Source organism: Streptomyces sp. NPDC102402 (assembly GCF_044765765.1).
Taxonomy (GTDB): Bacteria; Actinomycetota; Actinomycetes; order Streptomycetales; family Streptomycetaceae; genus Streptomyces.
Map to the genome: position 1 here is coordinate 688,406 of NZ_JBIWKR010000003.1, position 26,045 is coordinate 714,450.

The 26,045-nt window shown below is 73.8% G+C and carries 24 protein-coding genes; 8 read left to right on the forward strand and 16 right to left on the reverse strand.

Going from position 1 to position 26,045, the window contains the following annotated elements:
• The first annotated feature begins 8 nt into the window (after positions 1–8).
• Positions 9–1,802, forward strand: coding sequence for a bifunctional sugar phosphate isomerase/epimerase/4-hydroxyphenylpyruvate dioxygenase family protein (locus ACIRJR_RS12635; RefSeq protein WP_403778052.1), 1,794 nt, complete (start codon positions 9–11; stop codon positions 1,800–1,802).
• On the opposite strand, the gene ACIRJR_RS12640 is transcribed toward ACIRJR_RS12635, so the two are convergent.
• Genes ACIRJR_RS12640 through ACIRJR_RS12660 form a run of 5 tightly spaced genes read right to left on the reverse strand, consistent with a single transcriptional unit; the run spans position 1,803 to position 7,435 of the window.
• On the reverse strand, positions 1,803–2,621 hold the full coding sequence (locus ACIRJR_RS12640) for an ECF transporter S component (protein WP_403778055.1): 819 nt from the start codon (positions 2,619–2,621) through the stop codon (positions 1,803–1,805).
• Positions 2,618–4,336, reverse strand: a complete 1,719-nt coding sequence (locus ACIRJR_RS12645; protein ID WP_403778058.1) for an ABC transporter ATP-binding protein — start codon at positions 4,334–4,336, stop codon at positions 2,618–2,620. The genes ACIRJR_RS12640 and ACIRJR_RS12645 overlap by 4 nt, the downstream gene beginning before the upstream one ends.
• On the reverse strand, positions 4,333–5,478 hold the full coding sequence (locus tag ACIRJR_RS12650; protein WP_403778061.1) for an energy-coupling factor transporter transmembrane protein EcfT: 1,146 nt from the start codon (positions 5,476–5,478) through the stop codon (positions 4,333–4,335). The genes ACIRJR_RS12645 and ACIRJR_RS12650 overlap by 4 nt, the downstream gene beginning before the upstream one ends.
• The gene (locus ACIRJR_RS12655) at positions 5,475–6,179 is read right to left on the reverse strand and encodes an SCO2322 family protein (RefSeq protein WP_403778064.1); all 705 of its coding nucleotides are present in this window, start codon (positions 6,177–6,179) and stop codon (positions 5,475–5,477) included. Before ACIRJR_RS12655 ends, ACIRJR_RS12650 begins: the two co-directional genes overlap by 4 nt.
• Complete coding sequence (locus tag ACIRJR_RS12660; RefSeq protein ID WP_403778067.1) at positions 6,176–7,435, reverse strand: prenyltransferase/squalene oxidase repeat-containing protein; 1,260 nt, start codon at positions 7,433–7,435, stop codon at positions 6,176–6,178. Before ACIRJR_RS12660 ends, ACIRJR_RS12655 begins: the two co-directional genes overlap by 4 nt.
• Before the next feature lie 271 nt (positions 7,436–7,706).
• Here ACIRJR_RS12660 and ACIRJR_RS12665 point away from each other — a divergent pair, with 271 nt between their 5' ends.
• Positions 7,707–8,222 (forward strand): hypothetical protein, encoded by a 516-nt coding sequence (locus ACIRJR_RS12665; protein WP_403778070.1) that lies wholly within the window; start codon positions 7,707–7,709, stop codon positions 8,220–8,222.
• On the opposite strand, the gene ACIRJR_RS12670 is transcribed toward ACIRJR_RS12665, so the two are convergent.
• On the reverse strand, positions 8,204–9,694 hold the full coding sequence (locus ACIRJR_RS12670) for a PHB depolymerase family esterase (RefSeq protein WP_403778073.1): 1,491 nt from the start codon (positions 9,692–9,694) through the stop codon (positions 8,204–8,206). The genes ACIRJR_RS12665 and ACIRJR_RS12670 overlap by 19 nt on opposite strands.
• A 286-nt stretch (positions 9,695–9,980) precedes the next feature.
• Here ACIRJR_RS12670 and ACIRJR_RS12675 point away from each other — a divergent pair, with 286 nt between their 5' ends.
• A complete protein-coding gene (locus tag ACIRJR_RS12675) occupies positions 9,981–10,766 on the forward strand; it encodes a 3-hydroxybutyrate dehydrogenase (RefSeq protein ID WP_403778076.1) in 786 nt (261 codons plus the stop codon).
• Between the two features lie 58 nt (positions 10,767–10,824).
• Positions 10,825–12,804, forward strand: coding sequence for a helix-turn-helix domain-containing protein (locus ACIRJR_RS12680; protein ID WP_403778079.1), 1,980 nt, complete (start codon positions 10,825–10,827; stop codon positions 12,802–12,804).
• A gap of 22 nt (positions 12,805–12,826) precedes the next feature.
• Here the strand turns inward: ACIRJR_RS12680 and ACIRJR_RS12685 are convergent, their stop codons facing one another.
• From ACIRJR_RS12685 to ACIRJR_RS12715, 7 genes are all read right to left on the reverse strand, one after another.
• Entirely contained in the window at positions 12,827–13,720 is an 894-nt protein-coding gene (locus ACIRJR_RS12685; RefSeq protein WP_403778083.1) for an alpha/beta fold hydrolase, read from the reverse strand.
• A complete protein-coding gene (locus ACIRJR_RS12690) occupies positions 13,717–14,805 on the reverse strand; it encodes a branched-chain amino acid ABC transporter permease (protein WP_403778086.1) in 1,089 nt (362 codons plus the stop codon). The genes ACIRJR_RS12685 and ACIRJR_RS12690 overlap by 4 nt, the downstream gene beginning before the upstream one ends.
• Positions 14,802–15,689 (reverse strand): branched-chain amino acid ABC transporter permease, encoded by an 888-nt coding sequence (locus ACIRJR_RS12695; RefSeq protein WP_403778089.1) that lies wholly within the window; start codon positions 15,687–15,689, stop codon positions 14,802–14,804. The genes ACIRJR_RS12690 and ACIRJR_RS12695 overlap by 4 nt, the downstream gene beginning before the upstream one ends.
• The gene (locus ACIRJR_RS12700) at positions 15,689–16,432 is read right to left on the reverse strand and encodes an ABC transporter ATP-binding protein (protein ID WP_403778092.1); all 744 of its coding nucleotides are present in this window, start codon (positions 16,430–16,432) and stop codon (positions 15,689–15,691) included. The genes ACIRJR_RS12695 and ACIRJR_RS12700 overlap by 1 nt, the downstream gene beginning before the upstream one ends.
• Positions 16,429–17,220 carry an ABC transporter ATP-binding protein gene (locus ACIRJR_RS12705; RefSeq protein WP_403778095.1) on the reverse strand — a complete coding sequence of 264 codons (792 nt, stop codon included), beginning with the start codon at positions 17,218–17,220 and terminating at the stop codon, positions 16,429–16,431. The genes ACIRJR_RS12700 and ACIRJR_RS12705 overlap by 4 nt, the downstream gene beginning before the upstream one ends.
• A gap of 3 nt (positions 17,221–17,223) precedes the next feature.
• Entirely contained in the window at positions 17,224–18,465 is a 1,242-nt protein-coding gene (locus ACIRJR_RS12710; protein ID WP_403778098.1) for a substrate-binding domain-containing protein, read from the reverse strand.
• 153 nt (positions 18,466–18,618) lie between these two features.
• The gene (locus tag ACIRJR_RS12715; protein WP_403778101.1) at positions 18,619–19,224 is read right to left on the reverse strand and encodes a TetR family transcriptional regulator; all 606 of its coding nucleotides are present in this window, start codon (positions 19,222–19,224) and stop codon (positions 18,619–18,621) included.
• A gap of 232 nt (positions 19,225–19,456) precedes the next feature.
• Here ACIRJR_RS12715 and ACIRJR_RS12720 point away from each other — a divergent pair, with 232 nt between their 5' ends.
• Genes ACIRJR_RS12720 through ACIRJR_RS12730 form a run of 3 tightly spaced genes read left to right on the forward strand, consistent with a single transcriptional unit; the run spans position 19,457 to position 22,639 of the window.
• Positions 19,457–20,770, forward strand: coding sequence for a glycosyltransferase family 4 protein (locus tag ACIRJR_RS12720; RefSeq protein WP_403778104.1), 1,314 nt, complete (start codon positions 19,457–19,459; stop codon positions 20,768–20,770).
• A gap of 52 nt (positions 20,771–20,822) precedes the next feature.
• Positions 20,823–21,554, forward strand: coding sequence for a class I SAM-dependent methyltransferase (locus ACIRJR_RS12725; RefSeq protein WP_403778108.1), 732 nt, complete (start codon positions 20,823–20,825; stop codon positions 21,552–21,554).
• Positions 21,551–22,639: a prenyltransferase gene (locus ACIRJR_RS12730; RefSeq protein ID WP_403778111.1), complete on the forward strand. Its 1,089-nt coding sequence runs from the start codon at positions 21,551–21,553 to the stop codon at positions 22,637–22,639. Before ACIRJR_RS12725 ends, ACIRJR_RS12730 begins: the two co-directional genes overlap by 4 nt.
• 49 nt (positions 22,640–22,688) lie before the next feature.
• Here ACIRJR_RS12730 and ACIRJR_RS12735 read toward each other — a convergent pair whose 3' ends face one another.
• A complete protein-coding gene (locus tag ACIRJR_RS12735) occupies positions 22,689–22,982 on the reverse strand; it encodes a hypothetical protein (RefSeq protein ID WP_329228298.1) in 294 nt (97 codons plus the stop codon).
• Between the two features lie 267 nt (positions 22,983–23,249).
• Between ACIRJR_RS12735 and ACIRJR_RS12740 the strand changes: the two genes are divergently transcribed.
• The gene (locus ACIRJR_RS12740) at positions 23,250–24,029 is read left to right on the forward strand and encodes a maleylpyruvate isomerase family mycothiol-dependent enzyme (RefSeq protein WP_403778114.1); all 780 of its coding nucleotides are present in this window, start codon (positions 23,250–23,252) and stop codon (positions 24,027–24,029) included.
• 66 nt (positions 24,030–24,095) lie between these two features.
• Here ACIRJR_RS12740 and ACIRJR_RS12745 read toward each other — a convergent pair whose 3' ends face one another.
• Together ACIRJR_RS12745 and ACIRJR_RS12750 are read right to left on the reverse strand one after the other, a co-directional pair.
• On the reverse strand, positions 24,096–24,914 hold the full coding sequence (locus ACIRJR_RS12745; RefSeq protein WP_403778117.1) for a DUF5336 domain-containing protein: 819 nt from the start codon (positions 24,912–24,914) through the stop codon (positions 24,096–24,098).
• Between the two features lie 186 nt (positions 24,915–25,100).
• Positions 25,101–26,024, reverse strand: coding sequence for an N-acetylmuramoyl-L-alanine amidase (locus ACIRJR_RS12750; protein ID WP_403778120.1), 924 nt, complete (start codon positions 26,022–26,024; stop codon positions 25,101–25,103).
• Positions 26,025–26,045: the final 21 nt, after the last annotated feature.

Sequence of the window (26,045 nt, forward strand, 5' to 3'; positions counted from 1 at the left end):
GGACCGACATGCGCACGTCCATCGCCACCGTCTCGCTCAGCGGAACCCTCACCGAGAAGCTCACCGCGGCGGCACGCGCCGGCTTCGACGGTGTCGAGATCTTCGAGAACGACCTGATCGGAAGTCCCCTCGGCCCCGAGGAGATCCGGGACCGGGTCGCCGATCTCGGCCTGACGATCGACCTGTTCCAGCCGATGCGCGACATCGAGGCGGTCCCCGCCGACGAGTTCGCCCGCAACCTGCGGCGTGCCGAGCACAAGTTCCGGCTGATGCGGCGGCTCGGCGCCGACACGGTCCTGGTCTGCTCCAGCGTGTCGCCGTACGCCGTCGACGACGACGCCCTCGCCGCGGAGCAGCTGCGCCGGCTGGCGGACCTCGCGCAGGAGTACGGCATCCGCGTCGCGTACGAGGCGCTGGCCTGGGGCCGCCACGTCAGCACGTACGACCACGCCTGGCGCATCGTCGAGGCGGCCGGCCACCCCGCCCTCGGGGTCTGCCTGGACAGCTTCCACATCCTCGCCCGGGGCTCCGACGTCACGGGCATCGAGGACATCCCCGGCGACAGGATCTTCTTCCTCCAGCTCGCCGACGCCCCGCAGATGGCCCTGGACGTCCTCCAGTGGAGCCGTCACCACCGCTGCTTCCCGGGCCAGGGCGATCTCGACGTCACGGGAACGGTGCGCGCCGCCGTCCGCGCGGGGTACCGGGGACCCCTCTCCCTGGAGGTGTTCAACGACGTGTTCCGGCAGGCGGACGCGGGCCGCACCGCGGTGGACGCGCGGCGCTCGCTGACGCTGCTCCAGGAGTCGGCGGGCCTGGCCGAGCCCCCGGCGCCGGTCGTCCCCACCGGCTTCGCCTTCGTCGAGATCGCCACGGCCGACACCGCGAGGATCGCTCCCCTCCTGACCTCGCTCGGCTTCTCCCGTACGGCCAGGCACGCCGGGAAGCCGGTGGACCTCTGGGAGCAGGGAGAGGCCCGCGTCCTGGTCAACACCGACACCGGCAGCAGCAGTCCGGAGCCCTCGCTCACCGCTGTGGGCCTGGAGAGCCCCGACCCGGCGGGAGCCTCCGCGCGGGCCGAGTCGCTCCTCGCCCCCGTCCTGCCCCGGCGCCGCGCCCCGCAGGACGCCCCGCTGGACGCGGTGGCCGCACCCGACGGCACCGCGTTCTTCTTCTGCGCCACCGACCGCTCCGGCGCCTCCGGCTGGACCGGTGACTTCGCGCCCGCCCCGCACACCCCCGACCCCATCGGGATCACCCGTGTCGACCACATCGCGCTCACCCAGCCCTGGCACCACTACGACGAGGCGACCCTCTTCCACCGGGGGGTGCTCGGCCTGCGCCCGCACGCGAGCGTCGACCTCGCCGACCCGTACGGACTGCTCCGCAGCCGCGCCGTCAGCAACGAGGACGGCACCGTGCGCATCGCGCTCGGCGTCGGGGCCTCCCCCACGCAGGATCCGGCCCGCGGAGGGAGGCCCCAGCACGTCGCACTGGTCACCGACGACCTCGTCACCACCGTCCGCCGCGCCCTCGCGGCCGGTGCCCGGCTGCTGCCGGTTCCCGCCAACTACTACGACGACCTGGACGCGCGCTACGCGTTCGCCCCGGGCGAGCTGGACACCTACCGCGAACTGGGCATTCTCTACGACCGTGACGAGAAGGGGGAGTTCCGGCACTGCTACACCGTGACGACCGGCCGGGTCTTCTTCGAACTGGTCGAGCGCACCGGCGGATACGACGGATACGGGGCCAGGAACGCCCCCGTCAGGCTCGCCGCCCAGCACGCGCTGGCCGAATGATCAGTCCGCGCGGGCCTCGAAGCCGGCCCGCGCGTCGAAGGCGGCGCGGCGGGTGGCCCGGCGCAGGGCCCGCAGCAGGGTGGGACCGACGGCCAGGGTCAGGGCCACCGTGAGGACGGCACGGCCCAGGTCCCAGCCGAGCGAGGTCGCGGTGCAGTACGCCAGGAAGCGGACCAGGTTCTCGGTGAGCGGGTCGCCCGCGACGAAGGAGATCCCCGAACCGAGCCCCGGCACGATCGTCCAGCCGTACAGGTTCATCACCGTGCCGTACGCGAACGCCGCCGCGAAGCCGTACGCCGCCAGCATCAGCAGCTCACCCCGGCCGCGCAGCCGGTCCGGGGCCGGCAGCAGGCCCGCGCCCATGGTGAACCAGCCCATCGACAGCATCTGGAACGGCATCCACGGCCCGACCCCGCCGGTGAGGAGCGCCGAGGCGAACATGGTGACCGAGCCGAGCACGAAGCCGAAGCCGGGGCCCAGCACCCGGCCGCTCAGCACCATGAGGAAGAACATCGGCTCCAGACCGGCCGTCCCCGCGCCCAGCGGACGCAGCGCCGCCCCGACGGCGGCCAGCACCCCCAGCATCGCGACGGCCTTCGCGTCCAGACCGGAGTCCGCGATCGTCGCGACGACGACCGCCACGAGCAGCACGAGCAGAGCGGCGAACAGCCACGGCGCGTCCTCGGCATGAGCGAGTCCGGAGTCCGCCCCGGCCAGCAGCGGCCAGCCGAACGCGACCAGTCCGACCGCGCTGACCAGGACCAGCGCGGCCACGGCACGGGGGCCGAGCCGGACCGGACGGACGGTGCCGGAGCTCATGCGAGGCCCTCCAGGGCCGTCCGGACCTGGGACACGGTCAGCCACTCCCGCGGCGCGAGGATCTTCGAGGTCTGCGGGGCGAACGCGGGGGAGGAGACCACGACCTGCCGGGTCGGCCCGTCCGCCACGACCTCACCGTCGGCGAGGATCACCACCCGGTCCGCCACTTCCGCCGCCAGCTCCACGTCGTGCGTGGCCAGGACGATGGTGTGGCCCTGCTCCGCCAGCCGCCGCAGCACACCGACCAGCCGGGCCTTCGCCGCGTAGTCGAGACCGCGCGTCGGCTCGTCCAGGAGGAGGAGCGGGGGCCGGGCGGTGAGCACCAGGGCGAGGGCCAGCGCGAGCCGCTGGCCCTCGGAGAGATCACGGGGGTGGACGTCGTCCGGCACCCCGGGCAGCAGCTCCGAGACCAGCGCCCGGCAACTGCCCGCGGGCGCGCCCGCGTCGGAGTCCGCCGCCGCGCACTCGGCCGCCACCGTGTCGGCGTAGAGAAGGTCGCGCGGTTCCTGCGGGACGAGCCCGACCCGGCGCACCATGTCCTGCGGCGGGGTGCGGGACGGCTGCAGACCGCCGACGAGGACGGAGCCCGTGGTCGGCGCGGTCATCCCGACGAGCGTGGTCAGCAGGGTGGACTTGCCCGCGCCGTTGCGGCCCATCAGGGCCACGGTCTCGCCCGGCGCGAAGGACAGCGTCACCCCGCGCAGCGCCTCGACCCGCCCGTGACGCACCCCGAGCCCCTCGATCCGGGTGGCGCCGCCGCCGCCCTGCGGGGGCTCGGCGGGAGCGGTGCGCGGGCGACGGCCCAGCAGCCGGTCCAGGAAGCCGGGGCGGGCCGCGGCCGGAGCGGGCGGCGGGGCCACCGAGGCACCCGCCGGGGCCTGGCGCGGGGGCGGCTCCACCCCGTCCAGCCGCTCCCGCAGCTCCACCGCCCGGCGCCGTGCGTCGCGCACCGAGAGCGGCAGCGGGTCCCAGCCCACCAGCCGGCCCAGGGCCACCACCGGGGGCCGGACCGGCGAGAGCGCCATGATGCCGGCGGGCGGGCCCATCACCGGGGCACCGCCCGGCGCGGGCAGCAGCAGGACCTGGTCGGCGTACTGCACGACACGCTCCAGCCGGTGCTCGGCCATCAGCACCGTCGTCCCCAGGTCGTGCACCAGGCGCTGGAGCACCGCCAGGACGTCCTCGGCCGCCGCCGGGTCCAGGGCGGACGTCGGTTCGTCCAGGACCAGGACCTTCGGGTGCGGGGTCAGGACCGAGCCGATCGCGACCCGCTGCCGCTGGCCCCCGGAGAGCGTGGCGATCGGCCGGTCCCGCAGCTCGGCGAGACCCAGCAGGTCCAGCGTCTCCTCGACCCTGCGCCGCATGACGTCCGGGGCGAGGCCCAGCGATTCCATGCCGTACGCCAGTTCGTCCTCGACGGTGTCCGTCACGAAGTGGGCGAGCGGATCCTGACCGACCGTGCCGACCAGATCGGCGAGTTCACGCGGCTTGTGCGTGCGGGTGTCCCGGCCGCCGACCGTCACCCGGCCGGTCAGGGTCCCGCCGGTGAAGTGCGGCACGAGGCCGGACACGGCGCCCAGCAGAGTCGACTTGCCGACACCGGAGGGGCCGACGACCAGCACCAGCTCGCCCTCGGGGACCGTGAGGTCGACGCCCGACAGGACGGGGTGCCCGGCGCCTTCGTACCGCACCGAGACGTGCTCGAACCGGATCATGAGCGCTCCTTGGAGTCCGAGGGGGAAGCGGGCAGGGGTGCCACCACGGCGGGCAGCAGTCCGATCAGTACGGCGGCGGCGGGCCACAGCGGAAGGACGGGAGCGGTGAGCGGCACGACACCGGGGCGCAGGGCGTCCGGGGCGGCCGCGCCGGCCCAGATCATCGCCGCCGCGACGGCCGCTCCCGAGGCCGCGACGAGCCAGGCGCGTACGCCCCAGCGGTCGGGCCGGTAGCGGGTACGGACCGAGCGGCGCCCGCCGAGCCTGAGCCCGGCCATCGCCGCCGCCAGCCCGGCAAGCAGCAACGGCAGCCCGTGGACGGCACCCTCCGCGGCCAGCAGCCCGTACGTCCCCGCGCACACGCCCAGCAGTCCGCCGAGGGTGAGGACATGGGTGGTACGGCGGACGGCGGGCGGGACCTGCGCGGTCCGGCCGTAGCCCCGGGCGTCCATCGACGCCGCCACGGCCACCGAACGCTCCAGGGCGCCCTCCAGCACGGGCAGCCCGATCTGGAGCACGGCCCGGATCCCGCCGGTCGGGCGGCCGCGCAGCCGGCGCGCCGTCCGCAGCCGCGCCACGTCGGCGACCATGTTCGGCGCGAACGTCATCGCGACGACGACGGCGACCCCCACCTCGTACAGCGCGCCGGGCAGGGACTTCAGCAACCTGGCGGGGTTGGCCAGCGAATTCGCCGCGCCGACGCAGATCAGCAGCGCGGCCAGCTTCGCACCCTGGTACAGCGCGAAGACCAGCTGCTCCGAGGTGACCCGGCCGCCGATCCTGACGCCCTGAGCCCAGCCGGGCAACGGCACCTCGGGCAGCGTGAACAGGGTGTGCGCACCGGGGACGGAGGAGCCGAGGACGACGGAGAACACCAGCCTCACGGCGACGACGGCCAGCCCGAGCTTGATGAACGCGCCGTACGAACGGGCCCACGGGGCGTCCGTGCGCCGGGCCGCCACCACGTAGCCCGCCACCCCCACCAGCAGCCCGAGCAGCAGCGGGTTGGTCGTTCGGGACGCGGCGGTCGCCAGCCCGAGTGCCCACAGCCACCAGGCCCCGGCCGGAACCGCGTTGGCACGGGTGGCCCCCGGGGCGCGCAGGGCAGGGCGGAGCCGGGCCGGGCCGGTGGAGCGGGTCATCGGCGGCGGCGGGCCTGGAGCACTGCGGCGACACCGAGCACGAGCACCGCGCCCACGCCGGTGAGCACACCGGCCGACGGGCCGCCGCCGGAGCCGCTGCCGCCGGAGCCGCCGTCGTCGTCGCCGGCGGCGGCGTCGTCGTCGGAGGGGGAGACCTCGGCCGTGCCGCCGGCCTTCTCCGGCCCGTCGTCCCCGGTCCGCTCACCGCAGCCCGTGCGCGGATAGCCCGAGATCGCGCAGAGCATCGCCGAGCTGTCGTACCGCAGCGGTTTCGCCACCGAGGCGAGTGCCTCCGCCGTACTCGCGTCCGGAGCCACCTGGGCACAGGCGGTGCGCGGTGCGGGCGGCTTCTCACCGTCCGGCGCGTCCGCCGCCGTACCCGGGTCGATGACCAGCGCGATCCGCTTGCGGCCGTCCTTCGCCGGGGTGTCCGCGCAGACGGCCCCGAAGTCCGGGGCGCGGCGCGGCCGCGCGGAGTCCTGGGAGTCCGCGCTCACCGAGAAGCGGAACCCCTGCACCGCGCCGTCGTCCGGCCGGACCACGGAGGGACCCTGCGTGGCGTACGTCCACCCCTTGCCGCCGTCGCTCTCCCAGAACGACCAGTAGCGGTACCCGGCGGCCTGTGCGTTTCCCGCGCCCAGCACGGCGAGGACGGTGCCGACGAGGAGAAGGAGCGCCGCCTTGCCCAGCGGGCGCCTCACAGCTGCTGGTTCTTCCGGCGTCCGCTGAGCAGGAAGCCGATACCCGCGCCGAAGGCGAGACCGATCCCGACGATCCACCAGATGCCGAGGCTCTCGTCGTCGCTGCCGTCGTCCTCGGGAGTCGAGGGCGCCGTGGCGGCCGGCGAGGGCACGGCGGTGGCGGCGGGTGCAGGGCCCGTCGCGTTGAGCTGCCTGACGAGGTCGACGCCGCCGAAGTCGCGGGCGTCGCCGCCGGTCGCGTGGGCGGCGAGCACCAGCTGGGCGGTGGCGGCGGGGCCGCCCTCCTTGGCCCATCCCTGCGCGTGCTTCTTCAGGTAGGCGACCGCTCCGGCCGCCTTGTCCTTGTGGCCGGAGGCGGCCAGTGCCACGACGGCGTCAGCGGTGTTGCCGAAGTCGGGCTGCGGGTCGGACTCCTCGGCGCCCGGCATGGGCGGGAGGTCCAGGTGCCCGGACCCGGCGAGCGTCTTCGCCAGGTAGTAGGCGCCGTTCTGCGCGGTCTGCTCGACGGTGAGGCCCGTGCCCTCGTGACAGGCGGGGGCCTTCACCGCGTTGGCGTTCCCCGCGGCCATGCCCTTGCCCATCGCGCCGATCACCGCGGCCGCCGTGGCGTCCGCGTTGGCCGTGAGCTTGCCGTCCTTGTCCGGCTGGTAGGCGAACGCCCCGCCGTCCTCGCCCCCGCAGGGCAGAGCGAAGCTCTGCAGCGCGGTGTACGGGGTCTTCCCGTCCGCCTTGGTGACATCGGCGAGCGGCACGCCGGCCCGCCCCAGCGCGCCCGTCACCACGGCGGTGGAGTTGGCGTCGCTCGGGCTTCCCGGGTTGTATCCCCAGCCGCCGTCCTTGTTCTGGACGGACTTCAGCCAGCTGACGCCGTTGTCCACGACCTCGCGGTGCACGCCCAGCTCGACCATCGCCTGGACCGCCGCCGCCGTGGCGTTCGTGTCCGCGACGGTCTTCGCGTCGCAGGGCCGGGAGGCGTCGCGGTACGAGGCGAAGGCCCCGCTCGCGCACTGCTGGCCCACGAGCCAGTCCACCGACCGCGTCGCGGGGGTGACCAGCTCGACCTTCTGGGCGAGGAACGCCAGCGACTGGCGCCACACCCCGTCGTACGTCGGGTCCTTGGTGCCGTACAGCCCGTCCGGAAGGTCCGGCGCGGAGGGGGACGGGGAAGGACTCGGCGCGGCGACCGCCACCGGGGCGGCGGCTCCACAGAGCACGGCGGTGATCGCGAGCGCTGCCGCGCGGCGGCGTACGGACATGGCGGGCTGGGCCTCTCGAACGGGGTGTGCCCTGCTCGAGCCGGGCCGAGCGCTCGGGGAAGGGGCGGTGCCGGATTCGCACCGGCTTCCCCCTGTACGGGCAGGATGACGACCCGCCCACTCTACCGGGGCACGTCCGACGCCTTCGGGGCGGACAGCCGCACCTCGTCGGTCAAGGGCCTTCCCAGCAGGTCAGAGCCCATGCGAGGATCCCGCGGGGGTCACACGGGCGCGTGCCCGTGGGGAGGAACGACCTGGGTGGGAATCAGCAGTGCGCAGACGAAGGACGGCGGCCGTCGCCGCGGTGGCGGCCGGATTCATGACGGTGACGGCGGGCTGCGGCCTCGTGGGGGACGAAGAGGTCCTGCCTGCGAAGGCCACCCGGGAGCCCCTTCCCCCGCTCACCGCGGGGGCGGTCGCCGACGAGATAGCCGGACTCGCGCGCGCCGGAGGGCTCCCGGCGGGTGACACCTCCGGTGCGGGAGAGCCGAAGGGGGCCTGGCGCACGTGTGTGGCGCCCTGGGACGGCGAGGCGCCGACGGCCGGGGCCGCCGGCGCCTTCGAGGCGACGGTGCTGAGGTTTCGGCAGCACGACTGGGAGATCGTCTCCAGCCACGCCGAGCGGGACGTCACCTACCGCACCCTCGCCAAGCGGGGCTGGAAGCTCTACGCCCGCTACCGCGCCGAGGCGGACCCCGGAGCCCCACGGGCGCTGTCACTCACCGCGGTGGAGGACGGCTGCGAGCTCCCCGGGAAGATCCGGCGCGCCTACGAGGACCCGGCCTGACAGCCGGAGTCGGCGATCACGAAGTAGCCCGCCGGTGACTCCCTGAGGGTGTGGGTGACGAAGACGTTGTACAGCCCCATGTCCTGTTCCGAACCGTTCGCCCGGGCATGACCTCCCGAGGTGTGCGCCCGGCCGGCCGTCACATGGGCGTAGTTGGTCGCCGTGAAGCACTTCGCGGGGGCCGTACCGCCCGAGGTCGTCGCGGTCACGGCGGGCGAGGCGGCCCCGGCGGCACCCGAGGAGTCGGTGGCCGCCACCGTGTAGCGGTAGGCGGTGCCGGCGGTCAGCCCGGTGTCCGTGAAGGACGTCGAGGCCGTCGTGGCCACCTTCGCCCCGTTCCGGAACACGGCGTACGAGGCGGCGCCCCCGACCGCGTTCCACGTCAGTGAGGCGGTGCTGCCCGTGACCCCGGTGACCTTCAGGCCGGCCGGGGCCGGCAGCCCGTCCCCGCCGCCCGGGGTGCCCGTGTCCAGGCCCCAGAACACGCCCGTGTGGTACGCCGAGCAGATGGTGTTCAGGAAGTACGCGGCCGTCGAACCGCAGCTGTCCGCTCCCGACCCCGGGCTCACCGGCAGCCCGTGCCCCATGCCGGACACCGAGAACGTCTCCACGGCCGGCTGTCCGGACGCGTCCTCGTAGACGCTCCGGGTGGTGCCGCCCGGCAGGGACTCGGTGCGGGCGGGGGTCTGGCCGATGCCCCAGACGTCGGTCCACTGGTCGCGCAGCGCCGTGGCGTTGGCCGGGTAGACCGTGTAGTCCGAGGTGCCCTGCCAGATCGCGACCCGGGGCCAGGGGCCGTTCCAGCCCGGGTGGGAGCCGCGGACCTTGTCGCCCCACTGCGCGGGGCTGAGCTTCTGCGGCCCGGTCTGGCAGCCCGAGGCGGCGGCCTGGCTGGTGGCGCACTGCGCGGGGAGCCCGGAGGCCACGGAACCGCCGGCGAAGACGTCCGGGTAGGCGGCCAGCAGATCGGCGGTCATCCCGCCGCCCGCCGAGAGGCCGGTGACGTACACCCGGCGGCCGTCCGAACCGTACGTCTGCTTCGCGTACTCGACCATCTGGACGATGGACGCCGCCTCGCCCCTGCCCCGTGTGCTCTCCGCCTGGTCGAACCAGCCGAAGCAGGAGAGCGCGTTGTTCGCCGAGGTGGTCTGCGGGAAGACCACGTCGAAGCCCCACAGGTCGGCGTACTTCGGCCAGCCCGAATTGGTGTAGTAGGCGTTCGCCGACTGGGTGCAGCCGTGCAGGGCGACGACGAGCGGGGCACCCGCGGACACGGAGTCGGGGGTGTAGGCGAACATCTGCAGATTGCCGGGGTTGGAGCCGAAGCCGGTGACCTGCTGGAGACCGGCGGCCGCGGGGGCCGGGGCGGCCGCCGAGGCGGGGACGGCCTGAGTGGTGAGCAGGGGGAGCACGGCGCAGACGGCGGCGGCGGCGACGCGGCGGAACAGGCGTCGCAGGATCGGTGGGCGCACGGTGGGGCCTCCTCATCGGACGTGCGGGCGGGCGTGGCGACTGCTGCCGGAACCTATGAGCCGGAGGCCCCGCCGCCCATGTGGCAGAAGGACATCCGCCGTCCACCGCTGTGTGCGGCGCTCCTCTTGCGCCCGCCCCGGGGCCGCTCCCGCACCCGCTCGGGCCCCGCCGGACGCGCGCCGGGCCCGGCGGCCCGCACCATGTGCGCCGCCACCATGCGCCTGCCCCCGGGTGTGTGCACCGGCCCCGTGTGATGCGGACGGCGACGTCCTTACGGTGACGCCCATGCAGACTTCCCGGACCTCCGAGCACGACCCCCTCGCCCCCTCGGCCCTCGCCGGACGCACCGCCCTGGTCACCGGGGCGGCGAGCGGCATCGGACTGGCCTGCGCCGAGGCACTCGCCGCGGCGGGAGCCCATGTGCACGTGGTCGACAGACAGGGCGACGCCGCCAAGGACCTGGCCGGACGGATCGGCGGAACGGCCTGGGTGGCCGACCTCTCCGTGGCCGAGGCGGTGGACGGACTGCCCGCCGACGCGGACATCGTGGTCAACAACGCGGGGCTGCAGCACGTGGCTCCCGTGCACGAGTTCCCGCCGGACCGCTTCACGCTGATCCACCGCGTGATGGTGGAAGCACCGTTCCGCATCTTGCGCCGCACGCTCCCCGGCATGTACGAACGCGGCTGGGGCCGCGTGGTCAACATCTCGTCCGTTCACGGACTGCGCGCCAGCCCCTACAAGTCGGCCTACGTCTCGGCCAAGCACGCACTGGAGGGGCTCAGCAAGGTGGTCGCACTCGAAGCGGCGCCGCACGGGGTGACGAGCAACTGCGTCAGCCCCGGCTACGTCCGCACGCCCCTGGTCGAGGACCAGATCGCGGACCAGGCCCGCAGCCACGGCATCTCCGAGCGGGAGGTGGTGGGACGGGTGCTCCTGGAACGCAGTGCCCTCAAGTCGCTGATCGAGCCGCGCGACGTGGCCGGGGCAGTCCTGTGGCTCTGCGGGCCCGGCACCGGCCACATCACCGGAAGTTCCCTCACGATGGACGGCGGCTGGACCGCCAACTGACCCCGCCCGACCCAGGAAGCCCGGAGAACGATGGAAGCCGGAAGAACGATGGCCGCACATGTCTGAACCGTCCCCCGCCGCGGCGGCCCTCCTGGCGCGCCTCCTCGACCTGCTGGCCGACGACGCCCCCGCCGAGGAACTGGGCGCCGTCACCTCGGAGGCCAGGGCCGCGGGTGTGCCCCCGGCCGAACTGGCCGAGGTGGAGCGGGCGACCGCCACCGCCCTGCGGATCAGGGGAGCCCTGCGCCAGCACCGGCGCAGGGAGCTCCAGCTCACCGCGCTCTTCGACACGGCGGGCGACCTGGCGGCCTCCCGGGACCTGGGCGACGTGCTGAAGGCGATCGTGCGCCGGGCCAGGATGCTGCTCGGCACCGACACCGCCTATCTGACGCTCCCCGACGAGGAGGCCGGGGACACCTACATGCGGGTGACCGACGGGTCGGTGTCCTTGCTGTTCCAGCGGCTGAGGCTCGAACTGGGCGAAGGGCTCGGCGGGCTCGTCGCGCAGACCGCCAGCCCGTACGCGACCCCCGACTACCGCACCGACGAACGCTTCCGCCACACCCGCAACATCAACGCCGGTGTGCTGGACGAGGGGCTCGTCGCCATCCTCGGCGTACCCCTGCTGCTCGGTTCCAGCCGGGGCGGGACGGGAAAGGTCATCGGCGTGCTCTTCGCGGCCGACCGGGCCGCACGGGTCTTCAGCCCCGACGAGGTGGCCCTGCTCTGCTCGCTCGCCGCGCACGCCGCCATCGCCATCGACACCGCCCGGGCCCTGGACGACACCCGGACCGCCCTCGCGGAACTCGCAGGGGCCAACGCGGAACTGGCCGAGGCCAACGCCGCCGTCCGCGCGCACTCGGCGGCCATGCGGCGTGCCGAGGAGGCCCACGACCGGCTGACCGACCTGGTGCTGCGCGGCGGCGACGTGAGGGACGTCGCCGCGTCCGTCGCCGGACTCCTCGACAGTCCTCTGACCATCCACGACCCCGGAGGGCGCCCGCTGGCGGCCGTACGGCCCGACGGCTCGGGCCTGGCCGTCGACAGCCTGGACGCCGGATGGCTCGCCGCGACCGCCGCGGAGTCCCGCCACGGGGCGCGCGCCGTGCACCGGGACGGCCGGTGGATCTGCGCGGTGCTCGCCGGACAGGAGCTCCTCGCCGGCCTGGTGCTGCACCGGCCCGGCCGGCTCGACGACTCCGACCGGCGGCTGTTCGAACGCGCCGCCGTCGTCACCGGTCTGCTCCTGCTCCTGCGCCGCACGGTCGCCGAGACGGAGAACCGGATACGGGGCGAGCTGATCAGCGACCTGCTCGGCGACCCGGAGCGCGATCCCGCCGGGCTGGCCGAGCGGGGCCGGAGACTGGGCATCGACCTGGACCGGCCGCGTCTGCTGCTGGTCGCGGAGGCGGGGGCCAGGGAGAAGCTCGGCGGCGCCGCGATGCGGTATCTGTTCGGCGGCGACATCCACGGGGTGAGCGCCGAACACGCCGGCACCATCGTGCTGCTGATCGACTGCGACGGCAGGAGGATGCCCGCGGGGGACGCCGCGCGCGCCGCCGCTGCCCAGCTCGGCCACCTCGTCCAGGCACCCGTCACCGTGGCCGGCACGGGCCCCGCGGGCGGCGTCCGTGAACTGGCCGCCGCCTACACGGAAGCCGCGCGGTGCCTGCGCGCCATGCGGGTACTGGGGCGCGAGGGCGAAGGCGCCTGTGTCGACGAACTCGGATTCCTGGGGGTCGTGCTGGGCAACGCCAAGGACGTGGACGGTTTCGTGACGGCCGTGCTGGGCCCGCTGCTGAGCTACGACGAGCGGCGCGGCACCCACCTCGTACGCACCCTGCGGGCGTACTTCGGCGCGGGAGGCAGCCTGATCCGGGCCAAGGACGAGCTGCACGTGCACGTGAACACCGTGGTGCAGCGCCTCGACCGGATCCAGGTGCTGCTGGGCCGCGACTGGAACGAGCCCGACCGCGCGCTCGAGCTCCAGCTCGCCCTGCGGCTGCATCTGCTGTCGGGCGGCCGGGACACCCGGTAGGGATCCCGGCCGCCCGGAGCGCTCAGCGCGGGAGGGCCGCCGCCCGCAGCAGGGCGCCGGCGACCTCGGCGGCCCCCTTGTCGCCCGTCAGCACCGTGTAGTGGTTGACGTCCTCCACGCACACCGCGCGGACCTTCGTGCCGGGCTGGCCCGCGGCCGCCAGCCGGGACTCGTCGTACAGCCCCTGCTCCTCGTTCATCAGGCCCCGCCGTGCCCACAACAGGGTCGCGGGCACGGCGAGTTCGCGTGCCGCTGCCAGCACCTCGTCCTGGAACAGGCCCACCCCGTCCGTGCGGACCGCCTCCAGCAGGCAGCCCGAGCGCATCGAGGGCTCCTCGCCCGTCAGGTCGCGCTGGATGTACGCGTCGACCTCCGGCGACCAGGCGTCGCCGCCGAACGCGGGGTGGGCCCGCCAGAACGAGCGGTAGGCGTCCCGGTCGGCGAACGTCATCGACAGCCGGTCCATGGCCGGGCCGATCACGGCCGTCATCAGCTCGTCCGCCGACAGGTGCGTCGGCGCGGGGAAGCCGAACCCGCCGTCCACCAGCACCAGTTCGCCGAATCGCTCCGGGTGGCGCACCGCCGCCAGCGCGGCCACGAAGGCCCCCATCGAGTGGCCGGCCAGCGCCACCCGGCCCACGCCGAGCGCTCCGGCCAGGGCGGCGGCGTCGGCCGCGTGGGCGGCGATCCCGTACGGGCCGGGCAGCCCCGCGCTCGCGGCCCGGCCGCGCAGGTCCGGGGCGACCAGGGTGACGCGGCCGGCGAGCTCGCGGGCCACCGCGCCCCAGGACAGCGCGTTGGCCGTGATGCCGTGCAGGGCCACGGCCACCGGCGCGCCGGGCTCCCCGGCGGGCCAGCGCAGCGCGGCCAGTTCGCCGCCGGTGACGGGGACGCGTATCTCCTCGTACGGGATCATCGGTGCTCCTCGCGGGTCCTGCGCAGTCGGGACGGCAGCCGGACCAGGCCGCCCGGCAGCAGGTGTACCACGGCCACGAACAGCACCCCGAGAAGGAACAGGGGCTGGGAGAGCGGCACGCGCAGGACCGCGGGCAGATCGGCGACGGCGCCCGACCCGGCGAGATCACCGAGCCGGTGGTCCGCCCAGGTGTAGAGGATGCCGCCGACCATCGGGCCCCACCGGGTGCCGGATCCGCCCAGCACCACCATCACGAGCAGCGACAGGGTGAAGTCCGAGGTCGTCGTCAGGGGCGTGGAGCCGCCGGTCAGCAGCAGGTGGACGAGGCCGCCGGCCGCGGCCAGCGCCCCCGCGAGGACGAAGGCCGTCAGCTTGAAGCCGTACGGCTTCAGGCCCAGCACCTCCACCCGGCGTTCGTTCTCCTTGATGCCCTCCCAGACGCGGCCGGTGGGGGAGCGCACCGCCCAGTGGACGACCCCGAGCGTGAGGACCAGATAGGCGAGCGCGATCCAGTACAGGTTCGCGGTGTGGTCGATGCCGACCAGCCAGGACGGCAGCAGCTCCGCTGGAGCGGCCCTGCCCTCCTCGCCACCGGTGAATCCGCCCGGGTCGCGGGAGACGAGGATCGATCCGGCCTGCGCGAAGGCGAGCGTCACCATGGAGAAGCCGATGCCGGTGACCCGCAGGCTCACCGAGCCCAGCACCAGCGCGAGCGCGGCGCCGAAGAGCAGTCCGAGGACCGCTGCCGCGGCGAACGGCAGGCCCGCCTCCAACAGGAACATGTTCGTGGCGTAGCTCCCCGCCGCGAAGTACAGCGCGTGGCCGAAGGACAGCAGCCCCGTCCGGCCCAGCAACAGGTCGTAGCCGGTGGCGAGTGCCCCGAACAGCAGGCAGGTCGCCAGGAGTTGCAGGCTCCCCGGGCTGCCTACCGGACCGTCCAGCAGCCCGGGGACGGGCAGTGCGCTGAAGGGCGCGACGACGAGGAGCGCGAGGACGGCGGCCGGCCACCAGCGCAGCGGCCGGGGGCCCTCGCGCCCGGGCGCCGTCTTCGCGGCGGTGGGTGCGGGTCTGGTGGCGGTGCTCACGCGAGCCTCCCGGTCAGTCCGCGCGGCCGGACGAGCAGCAGCGCGGCGAGCAGGACGACGACGGCCAGGTCGCCGAGGCCCGCTGCGGTGTAGTAGTTGGCGAACTGCTGGACCAGGCCGATGACGACGGCCGCCACGGCGGCGCCGGTCACCGACCCCATGCCGCCCGTGACCACGACGACGAACGCGAAGATCAGCAGCGAGGTGCCCTGCCGGGGGTCGACCGAGCCGAAGTACAGCCCGCCGAGCGCCCCGCCCAGCGCGGCCGCGCAGCCGCCGATGGCGAAGACCAGGGTGAAGGCCCTGCGGACGTCGATGCCGAGCGCGGTCACCATCGCCCGGTCCTCGACCCCGGCCCGCACGACCAGGCCGTGCCGGGTCCGGCCGAGGAACAGCCGCAGGGCGACCAGCACGACGACCGCCGCCGCGACGAGGACCAGCCGGTTGACCGGCACTTCGGCACCCAGCAGCCCGACGGTGCCGGACAGTGCCTCGGGACCCGGGAAGGTCCGGGCGTCCGAACCCCAGACGCCCGACAGCAGGGCGGGCACGGCCAGCCCCACACCGACCGTGGCGAGCACCTGCTCGCGCGGCCGGGTGTACAGGGGCCGTACGACGGCCAGTTCCAGCAGCACGGCGGACAGGGTGCCCACCGCCGTCCCGAACAGGACGGCCAGCACGAAGCCCCAGCCGCCGGGTCCCGCGCCCGGCAGGTGGCCGGAGGCCGCCCACCAGGTGCCGTACGCGCCGATGGACAGCAGTGCCCCGTGGGCGAAGTTGAGCACGTCCATCAGGCCGAAGATCAGGGAGAGCCCCGACGCGACGAGGAAGTAGAGCGCCCCCAGACCGAGTCCGGTCATGGTGAGCAGCACGATGGTGGACATCAGGAATCCGCCTCCGCGGTGTGGGGGGCGAGCGGGCCGTGGCCCACGCCGAGCAGCCGGCGGGTGGCCTCCGCGTCGCCCAGCAGGCCGGCCGCCTCGCCCCGGTGGGCCGTCCGTCCGTCGGCGAGCACCACGCAGTGCTCGGCCAGGCGGCGTACGACGGCGAGATTCTGCTCGACGAGCAGGACGGGTACCGCCTCGGCGGCGCGCTCCAGGACCTGGGCGACCTCGGTGACGACCTTGGGAGCCAGGCCCTTGGTCGGCTCGTCCGCGATGATCAGCCGGTTGCCGTTCAGCAGGGTGCGCCCGATGGCCACCATCTGCTGCTGGCCGCCGGACAGCGTCCCGGCCAACTGCCCTTTGCGCGCCTTCAGTTCGGGGAAGAGCTCGTGGACCAGGTCGTACGCGGGCCCGTCGGCGCCCCGGCGTTCCGCCAGCCGCAGGTTCTCACCGACGGTGAGCCCGGCGAAGATCCCCCGGTCCTCGGGGGCGTAACCGATGCCCCTGCGGACCAGGGTGTGGGTGGGCAGTCCGACGGTCTCCTCGCCGTCGAGGAGCACGCTGCCGGCGCGCGGCACCAGCCCGAGGACGCCGCGCACGGTCGTGGTCTTGCCGGCCCCGTTGCGGCCGAGCAGCGCGGTCACACCGTGGCGTGCCACGTCCAGGTCGACTCCGTGCAGGATGTGCCGGCCGCCGATGAGGACGCGCAGATCCCGCACGGTGAGCAGGGGGGACACGGTCACAGCCCCTCCCCGAGGTAGGCCCGCTGGACGACCGGGTCGGCGGTCACGGCGGCGGGGGTGTCCAGGGCGAGGAGGCGGCCGTGGTGCATCACGGCCAGCCGGTCGGCGAGGTCCAGCAGGACGTCCATGTGGTGCTCGACCATGAGGACGGTGCGGCCCTCCTCGCGGTGCAGCGTGCGGATCAGCTCGGTGAGGGCGGGAACCTCCTCGGCACTCACCCCCGCCATCGGCTCGTCCAGGAGCATGAGCCGGGGCTCGCCCACCAGGAGCACCGCGAGCTCCAGCTTGCGCTTCTCGCCGTGGGAGAGCTCGTCCGCCGTCGCCCCGGAGCGGGGGCCGAGGCCGGTGCGCTCCAGTACGCCGTCCACCTCGGCGGTGAACGGGGAAGCGCGCCGCCACAGCCGGTGCGACCCGCCGCGGGTGGCCTGTGCGGCGAGCCGGACGTGTTCGGCCACGGTCATCCGCGGCCAGAGGCTGGACGTCTGGAACGTCCGGCCGATCCCGCGCCGCGCACGGGTGTGCACGGGCAGGTCCGTCAGGTCCGCGCCGTCCAGCGCGAGGGTGCCCGCGGTGGGCCGGACGATTCCGCTGATCAGGTTGAACAGGGAGGTCTTGCCTGCCCCGTTGGGTCCGATGAAGGCGAGGAACTCGCCCTCGCGGACGGTGAAGGTGACGTCCTCGACGATGGTCGCCCCGCCGACGCGCCAGCCCAGTCCGTCGGACCGGAGCACCGGGGCGCCCGCGCGCGCCCCCTCTTCCCGCACGGTCGCGGTGCCGGGTGCGGTCACCGGTCAGCCCGCCGAGGGCTTCGCGGGCGGTGCCACCGCGTCGCCCGGCTGCGTGCTCACCAGCTCGGGCTCGGCCGAGGCGCCCGTGCCCTTCAGCTTCGCGGTGAACATCGGCTGCACCAGGGCGTGGTCGTCGGCGCGGATCTGCTGCCGGCCCTTCACCCCGTCGAAGCTCCAGCCCTCCAGGGCCTTCACCATGGCGGCCGTGTCCGTGGCGCTGCCCTCCTCGACGGCCCGCACGATCATCTGGGCGGCGGTGAATCCGTCGGTGCTGAACAGGTCGGGTGTGCCTCCCGCCTTCTCGACGCCGTCGAGCATGGCCTTCTCCACGGGGTTGCCGCCGCCGGCGCCCGGGAAGTAGTGCGCGAGGAAGGAGACCTTCGCGCCGGCCGCCCCGAAGACCGGGTACGAGGCCGTCCCGGCCAGTCCGGTGACGACCTTGCCGGCGTTCAGCACCCCTTGCTGGTCCAGCGCGGTCCACAGGGCGGGCGCGGTCGCGCCGGCCCAGGCGACGAAGACCAGATCGGGAGCGCCCGCCTTGACCTGCCGGGCGAAGGGCGTGAGGTCGGTGGCGCTGGGCGGGGCCAGCACGGATCCCACCGTCGCCCCCTCGGCGCCCAGGATCGCCTTGACGGCTGCGACGTTGGCCTGGCCGAAGGTCGAGTCCTGCGCGAGGACCGTGACCTTCTTGCCCTTCGGGTCCCCGAGCATGGTGCCCGCCGTGAGGATGTCCTGGTAGGACTGCCGGCCGGAGCGGAAGGTGTAGGTGTTGACCCCGGTCACCGCGTCCGTGGCGGCCGGGCCGTTGACGTACAGCACCTTGTTCTGGGCGGCCAGCGGGGCCATCTGGAGGGCGACCCCCGAGTCGGTGGTGCCGGCCAGCACCTTGTAGCCCTTGCCGATCAGGTTCTTCGCGGCGGAGACGGCCTTGCCGGGGTCGCCCGCATCGTCCTGCTCGGTGACCTCGATGCGGTGGCCGCCCGCCTTGCCGGTGCCCTTCGTCGCGTGGTCGAGGCCGGCCATGAATCCGTCGCGGTACTGCTTCCCGTACGCGGCGAGCAGTCCCGTGCGGGAGTAGACGAGCCCCACCTTCACCGTCCCGTCGCCGCGCGGGCCGCTGTCCGGACCGGATTCGCCGCCCGCCTGCCCGGCGGCGGTGCATCCCGCCAGGAGCAGACCGGTGGCGCCGAGCACGGCCGCGGTCAGGGTTCTTCTGTGGACGGTGGCTACGGCTCTGCGACGCATGGTGACCGGCTCCTCGGCAGGGTTCGGGTGATGTGGGCCGAACCGTACGAACACCGTGGCGCCGTCGATATGGTGCAGGGCACCCCACCTGGCCGGGCGCCGGTGTGGGCGCCGCACATGGGCAGGCCGCGGAGCGTGCCCGCCGGGGGCCGGTCAGCCCGCGGCGGCCGGCAGGTCGATCAGTCCGCACACCGTCTCGATGTCCCGCTTCACCTGTGCGATCGACTCCCGCCCCGAGAGCCAGGTGATGAGCGCGGAGTGCCAGGTGTGCTCGATGACGCGGACCACGGACAGCTGCTCCTGCGTGGGCTCCTCCAGCCCCATCGCGTCCAGGACGATGGCCGTCGTCAGCCGGGAGACGGCGTCCACCTCGGGGCTCACACCGCGGTCGGCGAAGGTCAGCGCCCGCACCATGGCGTCCGCCAGGTGGGGGTCACGCTGGAGCGCCCGGAAGGCCCGCATCAGGGTCTCGGCGACCCGCTGGGCGGCGTCGTCCCCGGCGGGCGGCTGACGGCGGAGGGTGATCTGCAGACGCTGGAGCTGGTCCTGCATGATCGCGACCAGCAGATGGACCTTGGAGGGGAAATAGCGGTAGAGCGTGCCCAGCGCGACCCCGGCGGCGTCCGCCACCTCGCGCATCTGCACCGCCTCGAAACCGCCCCGACCGGCCAGTTGCGCGCCGGCCTGGAGGATGCCGCGGCGGCGCGCCTCCTGGCGTTCCGTCAGGGGCGGCGCCGCCGACCTGGCTTCCGCTGTCATCTGTCCCCATCCACGAAGGGAGAACCGGTTCCCCGTACGGCCGGGCTCCCGCTTCCGGGCGCACACAACCGGCCAGGGTGACCGCCGTGGCGCGAATCACCTGATCCGGCCGTCATGCCGACGCTACCTGCCGGTAGATTCGGTGCGGGTTGAACGAACGAGTCTGAAACTTGTTCTAGATTAGCGCGACCGGTTACGCTCCGGCGAAAACGCAGTGAGAAGGGGGCCGAGTGTGACCGCTGAGGCCATAGAGACGGGCCCCTTCGCGGGCGGCGGCGCTTCGGGCACCGAGGGTGACCGGCCGTTGCGCATCGCACTCCTCACCTACAAGGGCAATCCCTTCTGCGGCGGCCAGGGCGTCTACGTCCGCCACCTCGGCCGCGAGCTGGCCCGGCTGGGCCACAGCGTCGAAGTGATCGGCGCCCAGCCCTACCCCGTGCTCGACGAGGGCGTCCCGCTCACCGAGCTGCCGAGCCTCGACCTGTACCGCCAGCCCGACCCGTTCCGCACCCCCGGACGCGGCGAGTACCGCGACTGGATCGATCTCGCCGAGGTCGCCACCATGTGGACCGGCGGCTTCCCCGAGCCCCTCACCTTCAGCCTGCGTGCCCGGCGCCATCTCCTCGCCAGACGCGGCGACTTCGACGTCGTGCACGACAACCAGACGCTCGGTTACGGCCTGCTCGGGGACCTCGGCGCACCTCTCGTCACCACGATCCACCACCCGATCACCGTCGACCGCCGACTGGACCTGGACGCCGCGGGGTCGAGGCGCCGCAAGCTGTCCGTGCGCCGCTGGTACGCCTTCACCCGCATGCAGAAGCGCGTCGCGCGCCGTCTGCCGTCGGTCCTCACCGTGTCCGGCTCCTCCCAGCAGGAGATCACCGAGCACCTCGGGGTGCCCCGGGACCGTATCCAGGTCGTGCACATCGGGGCCGACACCGACCTCTGGTCGCCCGACCCCTCGGTCGCGGAGGTTCCCGGCCGGATCGTCACCACCTCCAGCGCCGACGTCCCGCTCAAGGGCCTCGTCCACCTCGTGGAGGCGCTCGCCGAGCTCCGCGCCGAGAACCCGGCGGCGCACCTCGTGGTCGTCGGCAAGCGGGCCGAGGACGGCCCCGTGGCCCAGGCCATCGAGCGCTACGGGCTCCAGGACGCCGTCGAGTTCGTCAAGGGCATCAGCGACGCCGAGCTCGTCGACCTGGTCCGCAGCGCCCAGGTCTCCTGCGTCCCCTCGCTGTACGAGGGCTTCTCGCTGCCCGCCGCCGAGGCCATGGCCACCGGCACCCCGCTGGTGGCCACCACCGGCGGCGCGATCCCCGAGGTCGCGGGGCCCGACGGGGAGACCTGTCTGGCCGTGCCGCCCGGCGACGCGGGCGCTCTGGCCGCCGCGCTCTCCCGGCTGCTCGGCGACCGCGCGCTGCGCGCCCGCCTCGGCGAGGCCGGCCGGGCCAGGGTGCTGGCCAACTTCACCTGGGCCAGGGCCGCTCTCGGTACCGTCGAGCTGTACCGTCAGTCGATCGCCGCCCGGACCGCCCGCAGGTGAGCGCCCGCGTGACTCCCGGAATCCGTACCTCCGACATCGAAGGCAGGCCCCCGTGCTGACCGTCGACTTCACCCGCTTCCCGCTCGCCGCAGGCGAACGGGTGCTCGATCTGGGCTGCGGCGCCGGCCGGCACGCCTTCGAGTGCTACCGGCGCGGCGCCCAGGTGGTCGCCCTCGACCAGAACGCCGAGGAGATCCGCGAGGTCGCGAAGTGGTTCGCCGCGATGAAGGAGGCCGGTGAGGCGCCCGCGGGCGCGACCGCCACCGCGATGGAGGGCGACGCGCTCAACCTGCCCTTCCCCGACGCCTCCTTCGACGTCGTGATCATCTCCGAGGTCATGGAGCACATCCCGGACGACAAGGGCGTCCTCGCCGAGATGGTCCGCGTGCTGAAGCCCGGCGGCCGGATCGCGATCACCGTGCCGCGCTACGGCCCCGAGAAGGTCTGCTGGACGCTGTCCGACGCGTACCACGAGGTCGAGGGCGGCCACATCCGCATCTACAAGGCGGACGAACTCCTCGGCAGGATCCGGGAAGCGGGCCTCAAGCCCTACGGCACCCACCACGCGCACGCACTGCACAGTCCCTACTGGTGGCTGAAGTGCGCCTTCGGTGTGGACAACGAGAAGGCGCTGCCGGTGCGGGCGTACCACAAGCTGCTGGTCTGGGACATCATGAAGAAGCCCCTGGCCACCCGGGTCGCCGAGCAGCTGCTCAACCCGGTCGTCGGCAAGAGCTTCGTGGCGTACGCGACCAAGCCCCACCTGCCGAAGGCCGAGGCGTGAGCACACCCGAGCAGACCGAACACCTGGTCCTGCCGGGCGTACTGACCGCGGAACAGGCCGCCGAGACCGTGGCCGCCCTGCTCGCCGTGCAGCGCGAGGACGGGGCGCTGCCCTGGTTCCGCGGCCACCACCTCGACCCGTGGGACCACACCGAGGCCGCGATGGCGCTCGACGCCGCCGGTGAACACGAGGCCGCCGCCCGCGCCTACGCGTGGCTGGCCCGCCACCAGAACGACGACGGCTCCTGGTACGCCGCCTACCACGACGGCGACCCGGACCGGCCGACCGATCTCGGGCGTGAGACCAACTTCTGCGCCTACGTCGCCGTCGGCGTCTGGCACCACTACCTCGCCACCGGTGACGACGCGTTCGTCGACCGGATGTGGCCGACGGTCTACGCCGCGGTCGAGTTCGTCCTGGGTCTCCAGCAGCCCGGCGGAGAGATCGGCTGGAAGCGCGAACCCGACGGCACGCCCGTCACCGACGCCCTGCTGACAGGCTCCTCCTCCGTCCACCAGGCGCTGCGCTGCGCGCTGGCGCTGGCGGAACAGCGCGAGGAGGCCCAGCCGGACTGGGAGCTGGCGGCCGGAGCGCTCGGCCACGCGATCCGCAGCCACCCCGAACGCTTCCTGGACAAGAGCCGCTACTCGATGGACTGGTACTACCCGGTCCTCGGCGGCGCGGTCACCGGCACCGCCGCGACACGGCGGATCCAGGACGGCTGGGACGCCTTCGTGGTGCCCGGCCTCGGAGTGCGCTGCGTCCTCCCCAACCCCTGGGTCACCGGCGGCGAGAGCTGCGAACTGGCCCTGGCGCTCTGGGTGACGGGGGAGTCGGACCGGGCCCTGGAGATCCTGCAGTCCGTCCAGCACCTGCGGGCCGAGGGCGGCCTGTACTGGACTGGATACGTCTTCGAGGGCGAACGGGCCATATGGCCCGAGGAGCTCACCACCTGGACGGCGGGGTCCCTGCTGCTCGCGGTGGCCGCCCTCGGGGGGGACGAGGCGACCACCGCGGTCTTCAGCGGCGAACGGCTGCCGACGGGCCTGGAGCCGGACTGCTGCCGCGAGGAACCGGCCCGCTAGCGCGGGCAGGCCCTGGGGGCGGCGGACCCGGCCCGCCGGCGCGGGCAGGCTAGTGGCGGCGGACCCGGCCCGCGATGGCGTGACCGATGAAGAGATAGACGACTGCGGCGAGACCGTAGCCGGTGACGACGCGAGCCCACGCTTCGTCGAAGGTGAACAGGTCGTACGACCAGCCGGCCAGCCAGTGGGCCGAGTCCTGGACCCACTGGACCAGGTCGTTGCCCCGGTTGGCGTCGAGCAGGTACATCAGGATCCACAGAATGATGATGAATGCCATGATGTCCGCGACGACGGCTATGACGCGTGCGGCGGTGCTGCTTCCTGAACCTGATCTGGGAGACATGCTCTCCGGATTGCCGCTTTACCGTGAGTGAAACCCGTCCGGCGCGCACTGGTCCGGCGCGCACCGTCCGGCGTGCACCGGGCGGGCGGCCCGCCCCCGCACGGTGAGACGGGTGCCGGGACGTGGGGGCCTTCGAGAGCGTCATCGACAGCATCGGGGACGCGGGGAAGAGCGCGGGCGCCGGGGTGCGGAACGAGGTCCCGTCCACCTCGCGGCTGACCGGACGACAGGCTGGGAGAGCGGCCGTCCGCCGCATAGGGTGCGAGGATGACCCACCTTGCGCATGAGCGCTACTGCGACGAGATCCTCGCCCAGACCGCCCTGTTGGGGTCTCTGGTCGAGGACGCCGCCCTTTCCCGGCGGGTCCCCACGTGCCCCGACTGGAATCTGCGCGAACTCGTCCTGCACGTCGGCGGCGCGCACCGCTGGGCCGGTGAACTGGTCCGCCGCAGGGCGGCCGACGAGATCCCCGACGACCAGGTGCCGGACACCGCGGGCCCGGACGGCGACGACGCCGCCGCTCTCCGTGCCTGGCTGGTGGCGGGCGCCGCCGCGACCGTGGACGCCCTGCGCGAGGCGGGGCCCGACACCGAGGTCTGGACCTGGGCATGGGAACGCCGGACCGCCTTCTGGGCCCGCCGGATGGCTCATGAGACCGCCGTCCACCGGGCGGACGCGGCCCTCGCCACGGGAACGGCCTTCGAGGTGGACCCCGGCCTGGCCGCCGACACGATCACCGAGTGGCTGCAGATCGTCGCCTTCGCCCAGGCGGAGGGCGACCCGGAAGCGGCCGAACTGCGCGGCGGCGGGCGGTCCTTGCACCTGCACGCCACCGACGTGCCAGGAGCGGAGTGGCTGATCGAGTTCGGCGAGGACGGATTCACCTGGCGCCACGCCCACGAGAAGGCGACCGTCGCCCTGCGTGGCCCGCTGACCGCGCTGATGCTGGCGTTCAACCGGCGGCAGAAGCCCGACGAGGGCGGGCTCGAAGTCCTCGGGGACCGGGGGCTGCTGGACTTCTGGCTGGAGCGGTCGTCCTTCGGCTGAGATCCGCTCCTCCAGTACGCCGACGGCCCCCGCCCTCAGGGGCGGGGGCCGTCGGCGGGCGGCGGATCAGCCGCGCTGGATGCCCGTGGTGTCCTGGAGGACGCCGCGACGGCCGTCCTGCGTCTGGGCGATGAGCCCGGGGCCACGCTGCTCGACCGCGAGATACCACGTACCGGGTGCGAGCTCGGCGATCGGGTTGGGAGCGCCGTCCTCGCCGTACAGCGGGCGTGCGACCGGCACCGCGAACCAGAACGGCGTGAAGTCACCGGCCGGTGCCCCACCGCCCTGCGGGGCCTGCTGCGCGGCCTGCTGGTGCTCCGGCTGACCGGGCTGGCCCGGCTGCGCGCCGTACTGCTGGGGCTGACCGGTCTGCCCGCCGAAGGACTGCTGGGCGCCGGGGTAGCCGTAGCCCTGACCGGGCTGCTGGCCGTAGGCCGGCTGCACGGCCTGCGGGCGCGGCGCGCCCATCAGCGGGGCCTTGAGCGCGGGAACCAGCGGAGTGGCGACAGCGCCGCCCGCCAGCACGAGGGTGGCCAGCAGGCCCAGGATCAGGCCGGCGCCCGCGTCACCCGCCTCGATGATCGTCCAGAACATGGTCCACAGGGCGTACACGGTCAACGCGGCCCCGAACTGGCCGAGTTCGAAGCCGACCACCTTGCGGCCCGGCATCGCGCGGCTGACGATCAGCAGCGCCGCGCCGATGATGCCCGCCAGATAGATGCCCATGAGGGCGGAGAGCGAGTCCCAGGCGTTCGCGCTGAAGCCCGAACAGTCCACGCTCGAGGGGCAGTCGTAGCCGGAGAGGTCGAGGAAAGAGGCGATGAACAGCACGACCGCTGCTCCGATCACCACGCCGTCGCCTCGAGTGAGGGAGCGGATATTCACGTGAAGGTCCTTAGTCGGTCGTATCGTCGGGGCGGTCGTCGATGCCGCCTGAACGGCGGGTACGGCGCGAAGCTCGGGGGCGGCTCCCCATCGTACGGATGAATCTATCCTTTGCCCGGGCGGGTTGTGATGCCGCCCGGCAGCCGGACCGGCCATCTCCCCGATGTCGCCACCAATACCGCAGAACTACCTCTTCAGATAGCTGCCGATACCCTCGGCGATACCGAGAGCCGCCTTCTGGCGCCAGCCCCCGCGGGTGAGCAGTGCCGCATCCTCCGGGTCACGCATATTGCCGCATTCGACGAACACTTTGGGCACGGTCGACAGATTCAGGCCGCCGAGATCATCACGGGTGTCCAGCCCGGTGCCGTCGCCGAGGTAATTGGAAGGGGCGCTTCCGGTGGCGCGCACGAAATTCCCGGCAATCCGTTCTCCCAGTTCACGCGAAGGGGCGACGATCTTCGCGGTGTCCGCGCCGCCGCCCTTCACCGCGGCGGGGAGAATGACGTGGAATCCCCTGTTCCCCGCCGCGGACCCGTCCGCGTGGACCGAGACGACCGCGTCGGCCCGCTCGTTGTTGCCGATCCGCGCCCGCTCGTCGACGCACGGGCCGAAGGGGCGGTCGCCGTCCTGGGTGAGGACGACCCTCGCGCCCTGCTCCTCCAGCAGCGTGCGCAGCCGGCGGGAGACGTCGAGGGTGAAGCGGGCCTCCGCGTAACCCGCGTCGGTGGCGGTACCCGTGGTGTCGCACTCCTTGCGCCCGGTGCCGATGTCGACCTGGGCGCCGATCTCCCGGGTGTGGTCCCGGTTCCCCGGGTTGTGACCGGGGTCGATCACCACGGTGCGGCCCGTGAGCGGGCCCCTGGGCAGGGGCTTCGAGGATGTGGGCCCCGTAGACGGGCTCGGGTCCGGAGCGGCCGAGGGGGAGGACGACGGCGTCGACGGCGCGGACCGGGACGCGGTCGCCGGCCCGGCGCCGGGTCCGCTCCCGCCGTCGCCCGCGCACCCGGAGGCGGTCAGGCAGACGCCGGCCAGCGCTGCGGCGGCCAGTCCGGGCCCGCGGCGCCGGCCCGGGCGTGGGGCGGAGGGGGTGAAGTCGTCGTGGCGCACGTCGCGATGCTATCCGTGACC

Coding starts and splice junctions, on each gene's coding strand:
- ACIRJR_RS12635 (WP_403778052.1), top strand. CDS start 9: ATGCGCACGTCCATCGCCACCGTCTCGCTCAGCGGAACCCTCACCGAG.
- ACIRJR_RS12640 (WP_403778055.1), bottom strand. CDS start 2,621: ATGAGCTCCGGCACCGTCCGTCCGGTCCGGCTCGGCCCCCGTGCCGTG.
- ACIRJR_RS12645 (WP_403778058.1), bottom strand. CDS start 4,336: ATGATCCGGTTCGAGCACGTCTCGGTGCGGTACGAAGGCGCCGGGCAC.
- ACIRJR_RS12650 (WP_403778061.1), bottom strand. CDS start 5,478: ATGACCCGCTCCACCGGCCCGGCCCGGCTCCGCCCTGCCCTGCGCGCC.
- ACIRJR_RS12660 (WP_403778067.1), bottom strand. CDS start 7,435: ATGTCCGTACGCCGCCGCGCGGCAGCGCTCGCGATCACCGCCGTGCTC.
- ACIRJR_RS12675 (WP_403778076.1), top strand. CDS start 9,981: ATGCAGACTTCCCGGACCTCCGAGCACGACCCCCTCGCCCCCTCGGCC.
- ACIRJR_RS12680 (WP_403778079.1), top strand. CDS start 10,825: ATGTCTGAACCGTCCCCCGCCGCGGCGGCCCTCCTGGCGCGCCTCCTC.
- ACIRJR_RS12685 (WP_403778083.1), bottom strand. CDS start 13,720: ATGATCCCGTACGAGGAGATACGCGTCCCCGTCACCGGCGGCGAACTG.
- ACIRJR_RS12695 (WP_403778089.1), bottom strand. CDS start 15,689: ATGTCCACCATCGTGCTGCTCACCATGACCGGACTCGGTCTGGGGGCG.
- ACIRJR_RS12710 (WP_403778098.1), bottom strand. CDS start 18,465: ATGCGTCGCAGAGCCGTAGCCACCGTCCACAGAAGAACCCTGACCGCG.
- ACIRJR_RS12715 (WP_403778101.1), bottom strand. CDS start 19,224: ATGACAGCGGAAGCCAGGTCGGCGGCGCCGCCCCTGACGGAACGCCAG.
- ACIRJR_RS12735 (WP_329228298.1), bottom strand. CDS start 22,982: ATGTCTCCCAGATCAGGTTCAGGAAGCAGCACCGCCGCACGCGTCATA.
- ACIRJR_RS12740 (WP_403778114.1), top strand. CDS start 23,250: ATGACCCACCTTGCGCATGAGCGCTACTGCGACGAGATCCTCGCCCAG.